Below are 16,160 nucleotides of genomic sequence, written 5' to 3'. Positions count from 1 at the left end.
CCTCTAGGGTCTGCTGCCGTTCTGGTGACGGCCGGGGATTCTCTCACAGTTGCCCAGTGTCACTGAGTGCCACGTTTGCTGCCCTGTCCTGGGGCCGTATTCGTGGGATTGTTACCTTTCTGCACTAAAATGTACTTTTTAATAGAAGATACATTATTTCATTTGCCGCCTATCGCCCAAGCTTTTTTCCGTCGGTCGCTGACCCGCTTCGACCATCGAAGCACTCTGGCTCGGTAATGCTGGGCGATGCGAGGACTTTCAGTGGGCTTGGCGGCTGTGAGGTTGGGTTGAAGTGGCACGGAACCTGCTCTGTTAAAAATGTACATTTTAATAATTAGTACATTTTTATGCTTCTGCGGAGTGCGCCATGATCCCTGAATCACTGAACGATGCCACGGCCCTGGCCGAAGCCTTCGCCCAAGGCCGCAACGACCCGGTGCAGGCACTGGAGCAGGCCCTGGAACTGGCAGAGGGTTCATCCCATGTGTTCATTTCCCTGTGCCCGTCCCGGGCCCGGCGCGAGGCCGAGGCCGCCGCTGCACGCTGGCGCGATCAGCAGCCCCTGAGCCTATTTGACGGCGTGCCCCTGGCCTGGAAGGACCTGTTCGATGTGGCCGGCAGCGTCACCACCGCGGCCGCCCAGGTGCGTCGCGAGGCACCGCCGGCACTTACGGATGCCCCCAGCGTCGGCCGTCTATGCCGTGCCGGGATGCTCAGCCTGGGCAAGACCAACCTCAGCGAACTCGCCTATTCCGGGCTCGGCCTGAACCCGCATTTCGGCACCCCGATCAACCCCTGCAGCGATGCCCAGCCTCGGATTCCCGGGGGCTCCTCGGCGGGGTCGGCGGTGGCCGTGGCCGCTGGCATCGTGCCCATCGCCATGGGCACCGACACCGCCGGTTCAATCCGCATTCCCGCCGCCTTCAACGGCCTGGTGGGTTATCGCGCCAGTTGCCAGCGCTACAACCGTGACGGCGTCTTCCCCCTGGCCCAGAGCCTCGACAGCCTCGGCCCGCTGACCCGTAGCGTGCGCGATGCCTGGGTTATCGATGAACTGCTGCGCGGCGCTGATCCACGGTCGCTGCCGGTGCCGCGGACTCTGGCTGGGCAACGTTTCTGGGCCGATCAACAGGTGCTGGACGACAAGCGCACCGAACCTGCGGTCAGGGCCAATCTGCTGGACGCCATCGGCCGCCTGCAACAGGCCGGAGCGCGGGTGGAGCTGCGTCCGTTGCACAGCCTGCAAGCCACTCTGCAACTGATTCAGGAGCAGGGCTGGCTCGGCGCCGCCGAGGCCTTTGCCCTGCACCAGCCGCTGCTCGACAGCGAGTACGCCGAGCAGCTCGATCCACGGGTCCGCCGGCGTCTGGAAAGTGCCCGGCAGATGCCCGCCAGCCAGTTGCTGCGGCTGTATGAAGCGCGACGCCAGTTGCAGCGCGAACTGCGCGACGAGCTGGATGGCGCGGTACTGATCACCCCGACCGTGGCCCACGTGGCACCGCCCCTGGCACCCCTGGAGGCCGACGACGAACTGTTCGCCCGCACCAACCTGGCGACCCTGCGCCTGACCATGCCCGGGAGTTTTCTCGACATGCCCGGCGTGGCCCTGCCCAGCGGCCGCGACGCCCAGGGCCTGCCCACCAGCCTGCTGCTGAGCCTGCCTCAGGGTGAGGACGCGCAGCTGCTGGCCACGGCCCTGGCGGTGGAAGCGGTGCTACGCCGCTGAGCCCCTTTTCCAACAACAAGCAAACACTGGAGGCCACTCATGGCTAAAGAAATTCTCTGTGCATTTGGTGTCGATGTGGACGCGGTGGCCGGCTGGCTCGGCTCTTACGGCGGCGAGGATTCGCCGGACGACATCTCCCGCGGCCTGTTCGCCGGGGAGGTCGGCGCGCCACGCCTGCTCAAGCTGTTCGAGCGCTACGGCCTGCGCACCACCTGGTTCATTCCCGGGCACTCGATGGAAACCTTCCCCGAGCAGATGAAGGCCGTGGCCGAAGCCGGCCATGAAATCGGCGTGCACGGCTACAGCCATGAAAACCCCATCGCCATGACCGCGGAACAGGAGGAGATCGTCCTCGACAAGTCCATCGAACTGATCACCCAGGTCACCGGCAAGCGCCCCACCGGCTACGTCGCACCCTGGTGGGAATTCAGCAAGGTGACCAACGAGCTGCTGCTGAAAAAGGGCATCAAGTACGACCACAGCCTGATGCACAACGACTTCCATCCCTACTACGTGCGGGTCGGCGACAGCTGGACCAAGATCGACTACAGCCAGCACCCCGACACCTGGATGAAACCCCTGGTGCGCGGCGAGGAAACCGACCTGGTGGAGATCCCGGCCAACTGGTACCTGGACGACCTGCCGCCCATGATGTTCATCAAGAAAGCCCCCAACAGCCACGGTTTCGTCAACCCGCGGCACCTGGAAGAAATGTGGCGCGACCAGTTCGACTGGGTCTACCGCGAGCATGAGCACGCGGTGTTCACCATGACCATCCACCCCGATGTGTCTGGCCGCCCGCAAGTGCTGCTGATGCTCGAACGCCTGATCGAACACATCCAGAGCCATGCCGGCGTGCGCTTCGTCACCTTCGACGAGATCGCCGACGACTTTATCCGCCGCAACCCCCGTAACCGCTGATCCCGGCGACTTCATCGAGGCGTGATCGATGTCTATCTATAACAAGCTCGACCTGACTGGCTGGAAACCCCAGCAACTGACCCCGGCCCAAGTGCGCTTCGCCACCTGGATCGCGTTCTTCGCCTGGGTCTTCGCCGTGTACGACTTCATTCTGTTCGGCACCCTGTTGCCGGAGATCGGTCGCCACTTTGGCTGGGGCGAGGTCGAACAAGCGGAGATCGCCACCTGGGTGGCCGTGGGCACCGCAGTGGTGGCCCTGGCCATCGGCCCGCTGGTGGATAAGCTGGGCCGGCGCATGGGCATCATCTTCACCGTCAGTGGCTCGGCCATCTGTTCGGCGTTGACCGCCATCGGTGGTTCCTGGGGCAAGTCGCCGCTGATCCTGATCCGCTCCCTGGGCGGCCTGGGTTATGCCGAGGAGACGGTGAACGCCACTTACCTCAGCGAGCTGTATGCGGCTTCCGATGACCCGAAACTGGCCAAGCGCCGGGGCTTTATCTACAGCCTGGTGCAGGGTGGCTGGCCGGTGGGGGCGTTGATCGCCGCGGGCCTGACCGCAGTGCTGCTGCCGATCATCGGCTGGCAGGGTTGCTTCATCTTCGCCGCGATCCCGGCCATCGTGATCGCGATCATGGCGCGCAAGCTCAAGGAGAGCCCGCAGTTCCAGATTCACCAACGCATCAACCAACTGCGCAAGAGCGGCTCGGTCAGCGAGGCCCAGGCCGTCGCCGCGACCTACGGCGTGGACTACGACGAACACAGCAAGGCCGGCCTGGCCGCGGCGTTTCGCGGCAGTTCGCGGCGCGCGACCCTGGTGATCGGCGCGGCGATCCTGCTCAACTGGGCGGCGATCCAGGTGTTCAGTGTGCTGGGTACCTCGGTGATCGTCAGCGTGCACCACATTTCGTTCGAGAACTCGCTGATCATCCTGGTGCTGTCCAACCTGGTGGGTTACTGCGGCTACCTGTGCCATGGCTGGATGGGCGACAAGATCGGCCGGCGCAACGTCATTGGCCTAGGCTGGATGCTTGGCGGCCTGTCGTTTGCCGGGATGCTCTACGGCCCGAGCAACATGCCGATGGTGGTCGGGCTCTACAGCCTGGGCCTGTTCTTCCTGATCGGTCCCTACTCAGCGGCACTGTTCTTCATCAGCGAAAGCTTTCCCACCAGCATCCGCGCCACCGGCGGCGCGATCATCCATGCCATGGGCCCGATCGGTGCGGTGGTGGCCGGTTTCGGTGCGACCCAGGTGTTGTCCGCCGGTGGGGACTGGCAGACCTCGGCGCTGTATTTCGGCGCGCTGCCTTGCTTCCTCTCCGGCGCCTTGATGTTTGCTGCACGCCACGTGCGCCCTGAAACCGTGAAATAAGGACTGTTTGTCATGACCCTTAAAGTCGCTTTGATTACCGGTGCCGCCAGCGGCATCGGCCAGGCCCTGGCCGTGGCTTATGCCCAGCGTGGCGTAGCGGTGGTTGGCGGGTATTTCCCGGCTGACCCGCATGATCCGCAAACCACTCGGGACCTGGTGGCAGACGCGGGTGGACAGTGCCTGATGCTGCCCCTGGATGTGACCGACAGCGGTTCGGTAGACGCCCTGGCCCAGCAGGCCGTGGCGCAGTTCGGCCGCCTCGATTACGCCGTGGCCAACGCTGGACTGCTGCGCCGCGCGCCCTTGCTGGAAATGACCGACGCGGCCTGGAACAGCATGCTCGACGTCGACCTTACGGGGGTGATGCGCACCTTCCGTGCGGCGGTACGGCACATGAACGAGGGCGGCGCCCTGGTGGCGATTTCCTCGATTGCCGGCGGCGTCTATGGCTGGCAGGACCATGCCCACTACGCTGCGGCCAAGGCTGGGGTGCCGGGGCTGTGCCGGTCGCTGGCGGTGGAGCTGGCAGGCAAGGGCATTCGTTGCAATGCGGTGATCCCGGGGTTGATCGAGACCCCGCAATCCCTCGACAGCCAGAACTCCCTGGGGCCGGAAGGCCTGGCCAGGGCGGCCAGGGCCATTCCCCTGGGCCGGGTCGGTCGGGCGGATGAGGTGGCGTCCCTGGTGCGTTTTCTCAGCAGTGACGAGTCCAGTTACCTGACCGGGCAGAGCATCGTCATCGATGGCGGCCTGACGGTGCGCTGGCCGGATTGAAGCGCTTCGCCAGCCAGCCGGCTCCTGCATGCAGGTCAGCGCCTGCGTAGGAGCTGGCTTGCCAGCGAACCGGACACCCTTGAAGGAGAAAGTCCCATGCAACACCTGCACAACCGCCGCGCCGTGATCACCGGCGCTGGCAGCGGCATCGGTGCCGCCATCGCCCGGGCTTATGCCCTTGAAGGCGCGTGCCTGCTGCTGGCCGACCGCGACCCCGTGCGCCTGGCCGAGAGCGCCCAGGCCTGCCGTGAACTCGGGGCCGAAGTCTTCGAATGCGTGGCCGATGTTGGCAGCGTCGAAGGAGCCCAGGCCGGGGTCGATGCTTGCGTCGAGCACTTCGGCGGCATCGATATCCTGGTCAACAACGCCGGCATGCTGACCCAGGCCCGTTGCGTGGACCTGAGTATCGAGATGTGGAACGACATGCTGCGGGTCGACCTCACCAGCGTCTTCGTCGCCAGCCAGCGGGCCTTGCCGCACATGCTGGCCCAGCGTTGGGGACGGATCATCAACGTCGCCTCGCAACTGGGGATCAAGGGCGGTGCCGAGTTGACTCATTACGCCGCGGCCAAGGCTGGGGTCATCGGTTTCACCAAGTCCCTGGCCCTGGAAGTGGCCAAGGACAATGTGCTGGTCAACGCCATTGCCCCGGGTCCGATCGAGACGCCGCTGGTGTCCGGTATCAGCAGTGCCTGGAAAACCGCCAAGGCCGCCGAGCTGCCCCTGGGGCGTTTCGGGCAGGCGGATGAAGTGGCGCCGACGGCGGTGCTGCTGGCCAGCGAGCCGGGGGGAAATCTGTTTGTGGGCCAGACCCTGGGACCGAATTCCGGCGACGTCATGCCATGAAGGAGGGCTGAAGATGTGCGGGCTTTGCGGGCTGCTGGGAGAGGATGTGCACTGGAGCGATCCGCTGGGGGACGAGTTGCCCCGGCGCCGCGAGCGCTTGCGCCGGATCGCCGCGATCAACCGAGTGCTGGCGCCGTTCCGGCTCAAGGTCGAGGATTTCCAGGGCTCGGCCTACCTATTGTTGGGGGCCACCGGACGCCAGGAACTGGCCAACGGCCTGGAACAACTCTGGGCCTTGGCGCAAGCCATGCTCGGGCGCCCGCTGGATCCTCTGGATCCGCTGGTGCTCAACCATCTGGAGCAACAGCCTTGAGCTTGCTGGAGTCACAACCATGAGCATTGCCCTGAACGTCATCACCGGGTTTCTCGGCAGCGGCAAGACCACCTTGCTCAACCGCCTGTTGCAGGGCGAAAGCCTGGGGGACACGGCGCTGTTGATCAACGAGTTCGGTGACGTCGGCATCGATCACCTGCTGGTGGAAGAGGTGGCGCCGGACACCGTGCTGCTGCCCAGCGGCTGCGTCTGCTGCTCGATTCGCGGCGAGCTGAAAGAGGCGCTATTGGGGTTGCTGGCGCGGCGCAGCCGGGGTGAGATCCCGGCCTTTCGCCGGATATTGCTGGAGACCACCGGGCTGGCGGACCCGGCACCGATCCTGGCGACGCTGAACAACGATCCGCAGTTGCGTGGGCGGGTGCACATCGGCCTGTTGGTGACCCTGGTGGATGCCAGCCACGCGGCGCTGCAGGAGCGCATTCACCCGGAGTGGCTGGCTCAGGTGGCGGCCGCTGACCGTTTGCTGTTGAGCAAGACCGACTGTGTCGACGAGGCCAGCCAGTGCGCCCTGCGCGAGCATTTGCAGCGGCTCAACCCGGGAGCGCCGTTGCTGCTGACAGCAGAAATCCACAGCGGCGATCAGTTGCTGCTGGGGGAGGGCGTGCGCGGCGCGATGGCGGAGCAGGAGGTGGCGCGTTGGCAGTTGCGGCGCCCGGTGACGGCGGGCGTGGCGCAGCATGGCGCGGCCCAGGTCTGCTGCCTGGAGTTCGAGCGGCCGCTGGATTGGGTGGGCTTCGGGGTCTGGCTGTCGATGCTGCTAAGATGCCACGGCGAACGAATTCTGCGGGTGAAAGGATTGCTCAACGTCAACGCCAGCCAGGCCCCCATCGTCATTCATGGTGTGCAGCATTGCCTGCATGCACCCGTGCACCTGTCCCGTTGGCCCGGCGAAGATCGCCGCTCGCGGCTGGTGTTTATCCTGCGGGGGTTGGAGCCAGCGCTGTTGCAGCGCTCGTTCGAGGTGTTCGCCCATAGCTTCGCCCCGGCTGCCGGGGAGTGTGCCTGATGGCGGCGACGCAACCGATCACCCTGCGGGTGCTGGGCACCTCGGTGACCTTGCTGGAATCCTTGCGGGTTCGCGCTGAACAGGACCTGGGCATTCGCCTGGTGTACCAGGTGCACGATGTGGAGCAGGCCCAACGCATCGCGGTGATGCAACCGGACAGCTACGACCTCTATGACCAGTGGTTTCATAACGTCGACTTCGTCTGGCCGGCCCAGGCGATCCAGCCCATCGACACCCGGCGCATTGCTTTGTGGCACGAGATCAATGACCTGCCCAAGCGCGGACGGCTGTCCCCGGGCGATCGACTGGGCAGCGGCAGTGTGCCCAGCGAGCGACTGTATGTGCAGCACGACGGCAGCCTCGGTAGCACCGTCAGCGAGCGTATCAGCATGCTGCCGCTGACCCACAACGCCGACAGTTTCGCTTACCGCCCGGAGCGCCTGCCGGCGGGTTTCTCCAGTGCCAACGAGAGCTGGGGCTGGTTGCTGGAGCCGGCCTGGAGCGGGCGCATCGCCTTGCAAAGCGACGCGGCGATTGGCGCCCTGGATGCTGCTTTGGCGATCCAGGGGTGTGGCCTGGCCTCGTTCAAGGACATCGGCAACCTGAGCATCGAAGAGATCGACCAACTGGCGGACATCCTGGTGCGCAAGCAGCGCGAAGGGCATTTCGCCGCGTTCTGGTCGGACGATGAAGAGGCCGCGCAACTGATGCTCAGCCCGCGCATCGATATCCAGAGCTTGTGGTCGCCGACCCTGATGCGCCTGCATCGGGCCGGGGTCAAATATCGCCTGGCGGTACCCCGCGAGGGTTATCGCGCCTGGTTTGGCGGCCTGTCACTGTCGCGCCATGCCAAGGGCGCAGTGCTGGATGCGGCCTATGCCTACCTCAACTGGTGGCTGTCGGGCTGGCCCGGTGCGGTGATGGCGCGCCAGGGCTACTACATCGGCAACCCGGCCCGCAGTCGTGATTACCTGAGCAGCGCCGAGTGGGACTACTGGTACGCAGGCTTGCCTGCGCGGGAGGAGTTGCCGGGCAGCGATGGCCAGCCGCTGATCGATATCGGCGAAACCCGCGATGGCGGTTCCTACCCGCAGCGCATGGGGCATATCGCGGTGTGGAACTCGGTGATGGACGAGCACAACTACCTGGTGCGGCGCTGGGGGGATTTCCTCCGGGCGGGCCGGGTGGCGGGCCGAGGCAAGGGCTGAGCGGCTACAGGGCCAGGCGCGCCAGTCTGCGCAGGTCGGCGATCACCGTCGGGTTGCCGCCTTCGAGCACATCCTCGCGTATCTGCGCGATCAGCGATTTCAGCAGTTCGGTCTGGGTCATCCGGGTTGCCTCCAAGAGGCGGGCGAGATCCTCGGCCACATAGTGGTTCACTTTCAGCGACAGGCGTTTCATCAAATGCGCGGCCGGTAGCTGGCGGACTTTGGCTTGCTCCGCCAGGTACGCGACGAAACCGCGATGAACCCGCTCCAGGCATGGAGCGTCCTGCGCCCCAGGCTCGGCCTGGGCACTGAAGTAGTAGCTGAAAAACAGTTTGCGCATCTGCACTCCGGCGTCTGCGGCCACTGAGTGCATGGCGGCGTCCAGCACGTCGAGGTAGACCGCCGGCAGCCGTGCCTCGATGGCGGTCAGTTGCTGCTTGCGCGCTTCCTTGATCGCCGGTGTCGACTGGGGCGGGATGGCCACGATGGTGGTGCAGTGGTCGCAGACCCCCACCAGGATCTCCCTGGCCTGGCCATGGCCATCACTGAAGGGAACATCGCGACGGGCGTAGGTGATGCCTACCACCTGCTGGCAATGCTCACAGAGCGCCTTGCCCTGGTCGCCTTGCAGAAAGAGTTTCATGGGTTGCCCTCATCGGTGAACGCTGATGAACCACGTATCTGGCTCGATAAAGTAGAACTTGATGTACCAGCCCGCCTGTTTCAGCACATGGACCGCGATGCCCGGGACGCTGTGATGGGCGCTGCAACTGTGGTTCGTGCCCTTGCAAGTGCCGATGACTTCGATCAATTGCCGGGCCGAGACCTCGCCGGTGGCCAGCAGGTTCTTGATCTCGATCGAACCACGGGCCGCGTGCAGATAGTTGCCCGTCTGCAGCGCGCTGATCAGGTCCCGCTTGGCCTGCTTGAAGCCTCTGTCCATGACACTCCCCTGTTTGTACGACAATTTTCGTACGCGATCAATGGGTAATCGACTGAAAGCGCCCGAAGGCATCTCAGTGGTTTTCAGGGGGAGGTCGATCTTAGCCCGGTAGCGGCGGGCAGGAAGGCTTGGCTAAAGGCTTGCAATACATCCGTAGTGGCCAGCGCTGGGAATGAGGCTCGCTCGCGATCTGCAGGCCAGGGTGTTGCGGACACCAGGCAATGAGCTCCGCGTCGGCACGGGGAGCATTAGCCGGTGGGTAGACGCCGCGGTGCATCGACTGCACCGCAGGCGGGTGTCGATCAGAAGAACCGGGTGACGCTGACCTTGGCGTTACGGCCCAGGCTCGAGGCGTTTTCGCCGCTCAGCGGCGGGCGGTAGTCGCGGTTGAACATGTTATCCAGGGTGAAGCTGACTTCAGTACCCTTGAGGTACGCCTGCTGTGGTTTCCAGTTGGCGAACAGGCCGTGCACGTTGTAGCGGTCGTTCTCGTACTGGTCCCAGGCGGAGTCGCCCGAGGCACTGAGCAGGCCGCCCGCGTAGATGTCGCTGGGCACCCGGTCGGTCTGGCGTACCCACTGGCCCTGCCAGCCCACTTGCGCATCCCATTGCGGGATTTTCACCCCCAGGGTGGCGACCCATTTGCGTGGCGGGATGTCCCGGGCCCAGACGTTCGGTCCCCAGGGATTGGTGTAGGCACCTTCGTGCTTGCCGGTGATCCAGGAGTAGGACAGCGAGCCGAACAGGTAGGTCGAATCGTAGAAACTCTCGACTTCGAAGCCCTTGATGGTCAGGTCGCCGATATTACGGTAGACCCCGATCGTTGGCTGGTTGCACACCTCGCCGATGCTCTTGCCGGTGGTCAACTGCTCGGCGCAGCCGATCCCCAGGTTCTTCATGATTTCGTTTTTGATGTCGTTGCGGAACACCGTGGTGCGGATCTGCACGCTGTCGGTTTTGCTCAAGACATCGGAGAAGCTGGTGATGTTACCGGCGCGCAAGGCAGTGATGCTTTCCGGATCAAGGTCGCGGCTGGTGGCGGAGCGGGTGGTGCCGGCCGACTGGACTTCGTATTGTTCGTCGATCACCGGCGCGCGCCAGGTCTTGCTGTAATCGGCAAACAGGGCGAATTGCGGGGTCACCGTCCAGAATGCCGACAGCCTTGGCGACCAGCCGGTGTAGGTCTTGTCGCGATAGTCGTGACCGACCACCGGGTTAGGGCTGTTGTAGATCGGCGCGTCGTTTTTCTCCCCTCGATTGCGTACATAGTCGTAGCGCAGGGACGGGGTCAGGGTGAAGTCGCCCAGGGTAATGGCGTCCTGGATGTAGAAGGCGTTGTTGTCGACCTTGCCGTGGGGCATGAAGCCCGGCTGGTAGTAGCCGTAGTTGTACTTGGCTGTGCCATAGGTCTTGCCCGGAATCCACATATCCACTTCGCGGGTGTGCTTGCGGATCTGGATGCCATTGGTCAGGGCGTGTTCCAGCGGGCCGGTGCTGAAGCGGCTGGTGTTTTTCAGGGTAAGGATGCGGTCCTCGTAGCCTACGGTGATCTTGCGTCCACCGGAGGTGGGCTGGGCGTAAGAGTTCGGGCCACGCTCATCGGTCTGGTCGGTGATGGAGTTGGAGTACTGGGCTTCGAAGTCGATCCACGGGTTGTCCACTGGCGTGTACTGATATTTGGTCAGCCAGGTGGTGTCGATGGTGTTGCGCTGGGCCAGGTAGCGCTGGGTGGCAACGTCATAACCGAAGGTCTTGATGTCGCTTCGTTTCGGCGGCGTCGGGTAGCTCTTGGCCGAGAAGGGCGCCCAGATATTGCTGTCAGAACGCATGTAGGTGAAGCCCAGGCGATGTTCGTCGGTCAACTGCATGTTCAGTTTGAACAGCTCGCCTTCCAGGCCCTGGGCGGTATTGGGCAGGCGCTTGGGGTTGACCGGGTACTCATTGCGCGGGTCCGGTTGGGCACTGGCCAGCTTCATGTCATCGCCGTCGCGCTTGGTCCAGTAGGCCAGGGCGTCGAAGCGCTGGTCGTCGGTACGGCCGTACACCGCGCCGGTGTAGCCCTGTTCATGGCTGTTGCTGCTGTAGCTGTACTTGAGCATGGCGCCGGTGTTGCGGCCTTCCTGCAGCAGGTCCGGGGCGTCCTTGGTCTCCATGTGCACGGTGCCGCCGAAACCGCCGTTGCCGGTCTCGGGCGAGTGCGGGCCCTTTTCCACCACGATGCGCTTGATCATTTCCGGTTCGATGAAGATCGAACCCTGCTGGTAGCGCTCGAAGCCACTCTTGGTGGCGCCATCGACGCTCAGAGGCACGTCTTCGGCATCGCCCAGGCCCCAGATGTTGATGGTCTGGCCGCCGGGTTTCAGCGAACCGCCCAGGCTGACGCCGGGCAGGGTGTCGATCAGGCTGGCGACGTTGGTGGCTTGGTGACGGTCGATCTCCTCCTGGTTCAGGGTCGAACGGCCAACGCTGGTGGAGTCGACCTCTGTGCCGTTGCCGATCACGCTCATGGCCCCCAACTGCAAGGCCGAACCGCTGCTGGTGCTGGTGCTGGTGCTGGTGCTGGTCTCGGCGGGACGGACGATGTAGGTGTTGTCGACCTTCATCAGGGTGAACCGGCCGTCCTGCAGCAGTCGGCGAATCGCCTCTTCCGGGCTGTAGTCGCCTTGCAGGGTGGGTGCCTTGGCATTGCGCAGCAGTTGCTCATCGAACAACAGCTGGATTTTCGCCTGCTGGGCGATCTGGCTCAGGGACGCCGCCAGGGGCTGCGCCGGCAACTGAAAATGGATCGGAGCGGCATGGGCCTGCAGGCTGAACGCCAGGCAGGCGGCGAGCAGGGTCGGGCGGGTACGGACTAACGGAACAGGCAAGAACGCGCAAAACATGACTTCCCCCAGGGCGGCTTAAAGGCCAGAAAAGCGCTGCAGACAGATCGCAGACAGGAGGAAGACGCGACAGTGAAAAAAAACCTCATATGCGAATGAAAAATATTCTCATATGTATCGGTCAGCGGGCTTCGATCTTCAACTGACCGTTGGCCTGGGTCACGGTTTTCACCGGGATCAGGGCGGGCAGGGCCTTGACCAGGGCATCCGGATCGTTGACATCCAGGTTGCCCGAAACCTTGTAGGCGCCCAGGGAACCTTCGGCTAGCTGCACCGGCTGATGGCGGTAGAGGTTCAACTCGTCCACCAGGCTGGCCAGTTCGCGGTTGCGAAAGGCCAGGTGACCGCTGCGCCAGTCCGCGACCTGATCGCTGTCCAGGTTTTGTTGGCGCAGGGTGCCTTTTTGCAGGTCATAGGTGGCCTGTTGCCGGGCGCCCAGCAGGGTCATCTCCCCAGGCTTGCCGTCCGGGCTGAAGGCCACCTGGCCGTGGGCGACACTGACCACCAACTGGCGCTGGCCGCGACGCACGTCGAAGGCCGTGCCGACTACCCGCACCTGGGCCGCACCGCTGTGCACCCACAGTGGGCTCTCCTTGTCGGCGGCAACCTCCAGGTACAGCTGACCCTGCTGCAGGTAGATATCCCGCTGCTGGGCACTGAAGTCGACTTTCACCTGGGTATTGGCATTCACGTACAAGGTGCTGCCATCGGGCAGCTTGAAGGCTCGTGCGCCTTTTTCCTGGGCCGCGACCTGTTGAATGTAGGGCGCCTGCGAGGTGCCCAGGTTGGCCGCCTGCACCGCGCACAGCACGGCTGCGGCCACCGCCAGGGCCGGGCGCCAGCGTGGGGGCTGGCGTCGGGGCAGCGGTATCGGCCGACTGAGTTGCTGCAGCTGCGCCAGATCGACCCACAATTGCTCGAATTGCGCGTAGGCCCGGGCATGGGCCGGGTCGCTGATCCAGGCGTCGAACGCCTTGCGGGCGGCGCGGTCCGGGTCATTGCGGTTACGGGCGAACCAACTGGCGGCCTGGGTATCGATCTGTTCGCTGTCGAGGTCGTCGTGGGGGCCGGAAAAGTGGGTCATTCAGGCTGCTCCTTGCCATTTTCTCGTTGTAGGTGCTGCTTGCAGTGCAACAGGGCAAAGGCGATGTGTTTCTCCACCATGCTCACGGAAATGCCCATGCGTTCGGCAATCTGCGCCTGGCTCAGCCCTTCGAAGCGGTGCAGCATAAGGGCTTCGCGGCGGCGCGGCGAGAGCTGGGCGAGGACTTCTTTCAACTGCTCCAGGCGTTGCAGGCGCTGGGCGGCGGGCAGCGGCTCGTGCTGTTCATCGGCCATGGGTTCGTTGTCGAAGGTTTCCTGGTGCTGCGCTTCCTGGTGGACCTTGTGGCGCACCTGCTGGCGCCGCCAGTGATCACGCAGCAGATTGCGCGCCATCTGGAACAGAAAGGCACGGGGTTGCTCGACCTGGGCCCGGTCACGGTAGTCGAGCCATTGGGTGAACACATCCTGGGTCATGTCCGCCGCGTCGCTGGCGTTATCCGTGCGTTTACGCAGGAAATGCAGGATGTCCGCATAGAACCCGCGAACAGAGTCCACCGATGCAGAGTCGGGTTTGGAGCGAGACATGGATATCCTTCTTGACGACGCAGCGAGCACAAGGTTGAGAATGATATCGAGAATTATTACCAATTGTAATCTTGAGTGATTAATGGCCTCTAGGCGCAGCCAGATCGCCAAAGGCCCTCAAGGCATCGGCTTGCCAGCGAAGGTGCCCTTGACGGTGATGCAAGGCTCAAAGGTTCTTCGCCGGCAAGTCGACTCTTGACCCGCGAAGAGCTCCCGAGGTCGGTTTACCGGGCCGTCTCAGATGGTGAAAAAGCCATGACTGGCGTCGCGTCGCAACTGCTCCACCAGGCCGAATTCCCAGTCCAGGTAACCCTGCATGGCTTCCTTGGGGTTGTCGGTGCCTTCATAGGGGCGCCGGTAGCGGTCGATCCGCGGTGAGGCCAGTTGCTGCCGGCTCTCTTCCAAGGGCAGGCCGGCGTCGATCCAGGCCGCAGTGCCGCCGCTGAGGAGGAACACCGGACGCTGGGTCAGGGCCTGCAGTTGCGGCACCACAAAGCGCGCCAGCAGGCTGCTGCCGCAGGTCAGGACAAAGCGCTCGGGCTGTGGCAACCGGGCCAGGGATTCGCGCAACTGGCTGCGCAGCACCCACCAGGCACCGGGGATATGCCGCTGCACATAATGGGCACTGGCGGTGAAGTCCAGCACCAGGGTGCCGGGCTCCTGCAGCCAGCAGGCGAGGGTCCGTGGGCTGATCTCTTCAGCCGCCGGGGCCTGGGGCAGCGGCGCCTGCCAGGCACCGTGGACGCTGAAGTCGTTGTTGCGCAGGCCGTCGAGCACGGCTACCTGCCAGCCCATCTGCGCCAGCCAGGAGGCGCTCATGTTGGCCCGTACGCCGTCGTTGTCCACCAGTACCAGGCGCGCCCCGCGAACGCTGGCGAAGTGATCGGTTTCCTGCACCAACTGGCCCCCAGGTGTGGAACGGGCGCCGGGCAGGTGGCCGGCGGCATATTCCTCCGGGGTACGCACATCGAACAGGTAGCTGGTGCGCTTGGGGTCGGCCTGCCAGCGACGCCACTGAGCCAGGTCGATGCGGGTCACGTCGGCCCGGTCTGCCACGGCCCGGGCGCTGGCCTGGGCTTCTGCCAGCCCGGCCGGGTTGACCGGTTGGAAGCGTCGGCTCTGGCCGTGTTGCAGCTTCTGGCCGGCCAGGGTCCAGCCGATGGTGCCATTGCGCAGGGCCGCCACCGGGTTGGGAATCCCGGCGTTCACCAGGGACTGGGTGCCAATGATGCTGCGGGTACGTCCTGCGCAGTTGACCACTACCCGGGTCTGCGGATCGGGGGCCAGTTCGCGCACCCGCAGCACCAGCTCGGCGCCGGGCACGCTGGTGCTGCCGGGAATGCTCATGGTTTGGTATTCGTCGAAACGCCGGGCATCCAGCACCACCAGGTCGGCCTGCTGGTCGATCAGCGCCTGGAGTTCTTCGGCGGCCAGTGACGGGGTCTGGCGCTCGGCCTCCAGCAGTTCGCCAAAGGCCTTGCTCGGCACGTTGACGTCCTTGAACAGCTCGCCGCCTGCGTCGCGCCAGCCATCGAGGCCGCCCTGCAGCAGGGCGACATCGCTGTAGCCCAGTTGCTGCAGGCGGGTCGCAGCGCGCAGGGCCAGCCCCTCGCCCTGGTCATACAGGGTGACGGGGGTATCGAGCCGGGGGATGCGCGGGTACACCTCCAGCTCCAGTTTCGACAGCGGGATGTTGGCCGCAAACAGGGGGTGGGCCTCGGCGAAGGGCGCCTCTTCACGCACATCGATCAAGGCCAGTTCCTGGCGGTCGAGCAGGGCCTGGCGAATCTGCGCCGGGCTGCGAGTGGGGAAATCGGTCATTGCAGGGGCTCCTTCGACAAGTCCCAGAGGTTAGGCAGCAAACGGTTGGAGTAACCGGAGACAAAGGGTTTTTCCTGGCCATCCAGGTCATACACGGCGCGCTGCACCGCGCCGATATTGGCGCCGTACACATGGATGCTGATGGACACCCGGTCGGCGTAGGCATTGCTCACCTGATGGATGTCACCGATGCGTGGCGACAGCGCTTCCACCTGGCCCGGCACCAGGCGTATCGCCTCTGCAGCAGGTTGCAGGCGGCCATCGGCCAGGCGCTCGAACCCCTGGGAGTCCTCGGCACCGCGGAGCATGCCAATCAATCCCCAGACCCGGTGATCGTGGATCGGCGTGCGCTGCCCGGGGCCCCAGACAAAGCTGACGATGGAGAAGCGCTGGCGCGAGTCGGCGTGCAGCAGAAATTGCTGATAGCGCTGCGGGTCCGGCTGGGCGAAGGCGTCGGGCAGCCAGTCGTCCTGGCTCACCAGGCTGTGCAATAGCGCAGCACCCTGGTCCAGCACCCGGGCTTCATCGGGGTTGCTGTCCAGCAGCTCGGCCAGGGCCGCGATGAAATCTCGCAAGCGGGCGAAGTTGGCTGATTCGATGGAAACGATTGAGGCGTTGTGGGGCATGGGCTCCCTCCGTGGACACTGGACAAGTGACGCGAACTACACCGGCGAGCTAAAAGGTATTATTCTTCTCGAACA

The 16,160-nt window shown here is 64.4% G+C and carries 15 protein-coding genes; 8 read left to right on the top strand and 7 right to left on the bottom strand.

What is annotated here, in order from left to right; genetic code table 11:
• The first annotated feature begins 367 nt into the window (after nucleotides 1–367).
• The 8 genes from GV819_RS19690 (at nucleotide 368) to GV819_RS19655 (ending at nucleotide 8,184) form a co-directional block, all read left to right on the top strand.
• The gene (locus GV819_RS19690) at nucleotides 368–1,726 is read left to right on the top strand and encodes an amidase (protein WP_161757714.1); all 1,359 of its coding nucleotides are present in this window, start codon (nucleotides 368–370) and stop codon (nucleotides 1,724–1,726) included.
• A 39-nt stretch (nucleotides 1,727–1,765) separates the two neighbouring features.
• Entirely contained in the window at nucleotides 1,766–2,647 is an 882-nt protein-coding gene (locus GV819_RS19685) for a polysaccharide deacetylase family protein (RefSeq protein WP_161757713.1), read from the top strand.
• 28 nt (nucleotides 2,648–2,675) lie between these two features.
• Nucleotides 2,676–4,016: an MFS transporter gene (locus GV819_RS19680; RefSeq protein WP_161757712.1), complete on the top strand. Its 1,341-nt coding sequence runs from the start codon at nucleotides 2,676–2,678 to the stop codon at nucleotides 4,014–4,016.
• A 12-nt stretch (nucleotides 4,017–4,028) separates the two neighbouring features.
• On the top strand, nucleotides 4,029–4,790 hold the full coding sequence (locus tag GV819_RS19675) for an SDR family NAD(P)-dependent oxidoreductase (RefSeq protein WP_161757711.1): 762 nt from the start codon (nucleotides 4,029–4,031) through the stop codon (nucleotides 4,788–4,790).
• 96 nt (nucleotides 4,791–4,886) lie between these two features.
• Nucleotides 4,887–5,636 carry an SDR family NAD(P)-dependent oxidoreductase gene (locus GV819_RS19670; protein WP_161757710.1) on the top strand — a complete coding sequence of 250 codons (750 nt, stop codon included), beginning with the start codon at nucleotides 4,887–4,889 and terminating at the stop codon, nucleotides 5,634–5,636.
• Nucleotides 5,637–5,649: 13 nt separating this feature from the next.
• The gene (locus tag GV819_RS19665; RefSeq protein ID WP_161757709.1) at nucleotides 5,650–5,949 is read left to right on the top strand and encodes a hypothetical protein; all 300 of its coding nucleotides are present in this window, start codon (nucleotides 5,650–5,652) and stop codon (nucleotides 5,947–5,949) included.
• A gap of 19 nt (nucleotides 5,950–5,968) precedes the next feature.
• A complete protein-coding gene (locus GV819_RS19660; protein ID WP_161757708.1) occupies nucleotides 5,969–6,976 on the top strand; it encodes a CobW family GTP-binding protein in 1,008 nt (335 codons plus the stop codon).
• The gene (locus tag GV819_RS19655; protein ID WP_161757707.1) at nucleotides 6,976–8,184 is read left to right on the top strand and encodes an ABC transporter substrate-binding protein; all 1,209 of its coding nucleotides are present in this window, start codon (nucleotides 6,976–6,978) and stop codon (nucleotides 8,182–8,184) included. Before GV819_RS19660 ends, GV819_RS19655 begins: the two co-directional genes overlap by 1 nt.
• Nucleotides 8,185–8,188: 4 nt before the next feature.
• Here GV819_RS19655 and GV819_RS19650 read toward each other — a convergent pair whose 3' ends face one another.
• The 7 genes from GV819_RS19650 to GV819_RS19620 form a co-directional block, all read right to left on the bottom strand.
• The gene (locus GV819_RS19650) at nucleotides 8,189–8,827 is read right to left on the bottom strand and encodes a hypothetical protein (RefSeq protein WP_161757706.1); all 639 of its coding nucleotides are present in this window, start codon (nucleotides 8,825–8,827) and stop codon (nucleotides 8,189–8,191) included.
• Between the two features lie 9 nt (nucleotides 8,828–8,836).
• Nucleotides 8,837–9,127, bottom strand: a complete 291-nt coding sequence (locus GV819_RS19645) for a hypothetical protein (RefSeq protein ID WP_256667540.1) — start codon at nucleotides 9,125–9,127, stop codon at nucleotides 8,837–8,839.
• Nucleotides 9,128–9,429: 302 nt separating this feature from the next.
• On the bottom strand, nucleotides 9,430–12,009 hold the full coding sequence (locus GV819_RS19640; protein ID WP_161757704.1) for a TonB-dependent receptor: 2,580 nt from the start codon (nucleotides 12,007–12,009) through the stop codon (nucleotides 9,430–9,432).
• A gap of 121 nt (nucleotides 12,010–12,130) precedes the next feature.
• Entirely contained in the window at nucleotides 12,131–13,093 is a 963-nt protein-coding gene (locus GV819_RS19635; RefSeq protein ID WP_161757703.1) for a FecR family protein, read from the bottom strand.
• Entirely contained in the window at nucleotides 13,090–13,638 is a 549-nt protein-coding gene (locus GV819_RS19630) for an RNA polymerase sigma factor (protein WP_161757702.1), read from the bottom strand. The genes GV819_RS19635 and GV819_RS19630 overlap by 4 nt, the downstream gene beginning before the upstream one ends.
• A gap of 237 nt (nucleotides 13,639–13,875) precedes the next feature.
• Nucleotides 13,876–15,459 carry a rhodanese-related sulfurtransferase gene (locus tag GV819_RS19625; RefSeq protein ID WP_161757701.1) on the bottom strand — a complete coding sequence of 528 codons (1,584 nt, stop codon included), beginning with the start codon at nucleotides 15,457–15,459 and terminating at the stop codon, nucleotides 13,876–13,878.
• Nucleotides 15,456–16,085, bottom strand: a complete 630-nt coding sequence (locus GV819_RS19620; protein ID WP_161757700.1) for a cysteine dioxygenase — start codon at nucleotides 16,083–16,085, stop codon at nucleotides 15,456–15,458. The genes GV819_RS19625 and GV819_RS19620 overlap by 4 nt, the downstream gene beginning before the upstream one ends.
• Nucleotides 16,086–16,160: the final 75 nt, after the last annotated feature.

The organism is Pseudomonas sp. Fl5BN2 (assembly GCF_009908205.1).
Classification (GTDB): Bacteria; Pseudomonadota; Gammaproteobacteria; order Pseudomonadales; family Pseudomonadaceae; genus Aquipseudomonas.
The sequence above is the reverse complement of the archived record's forward strand: the minus strand, read 5'-3'. Positions and strand labels throughout refer to the sequence as shown.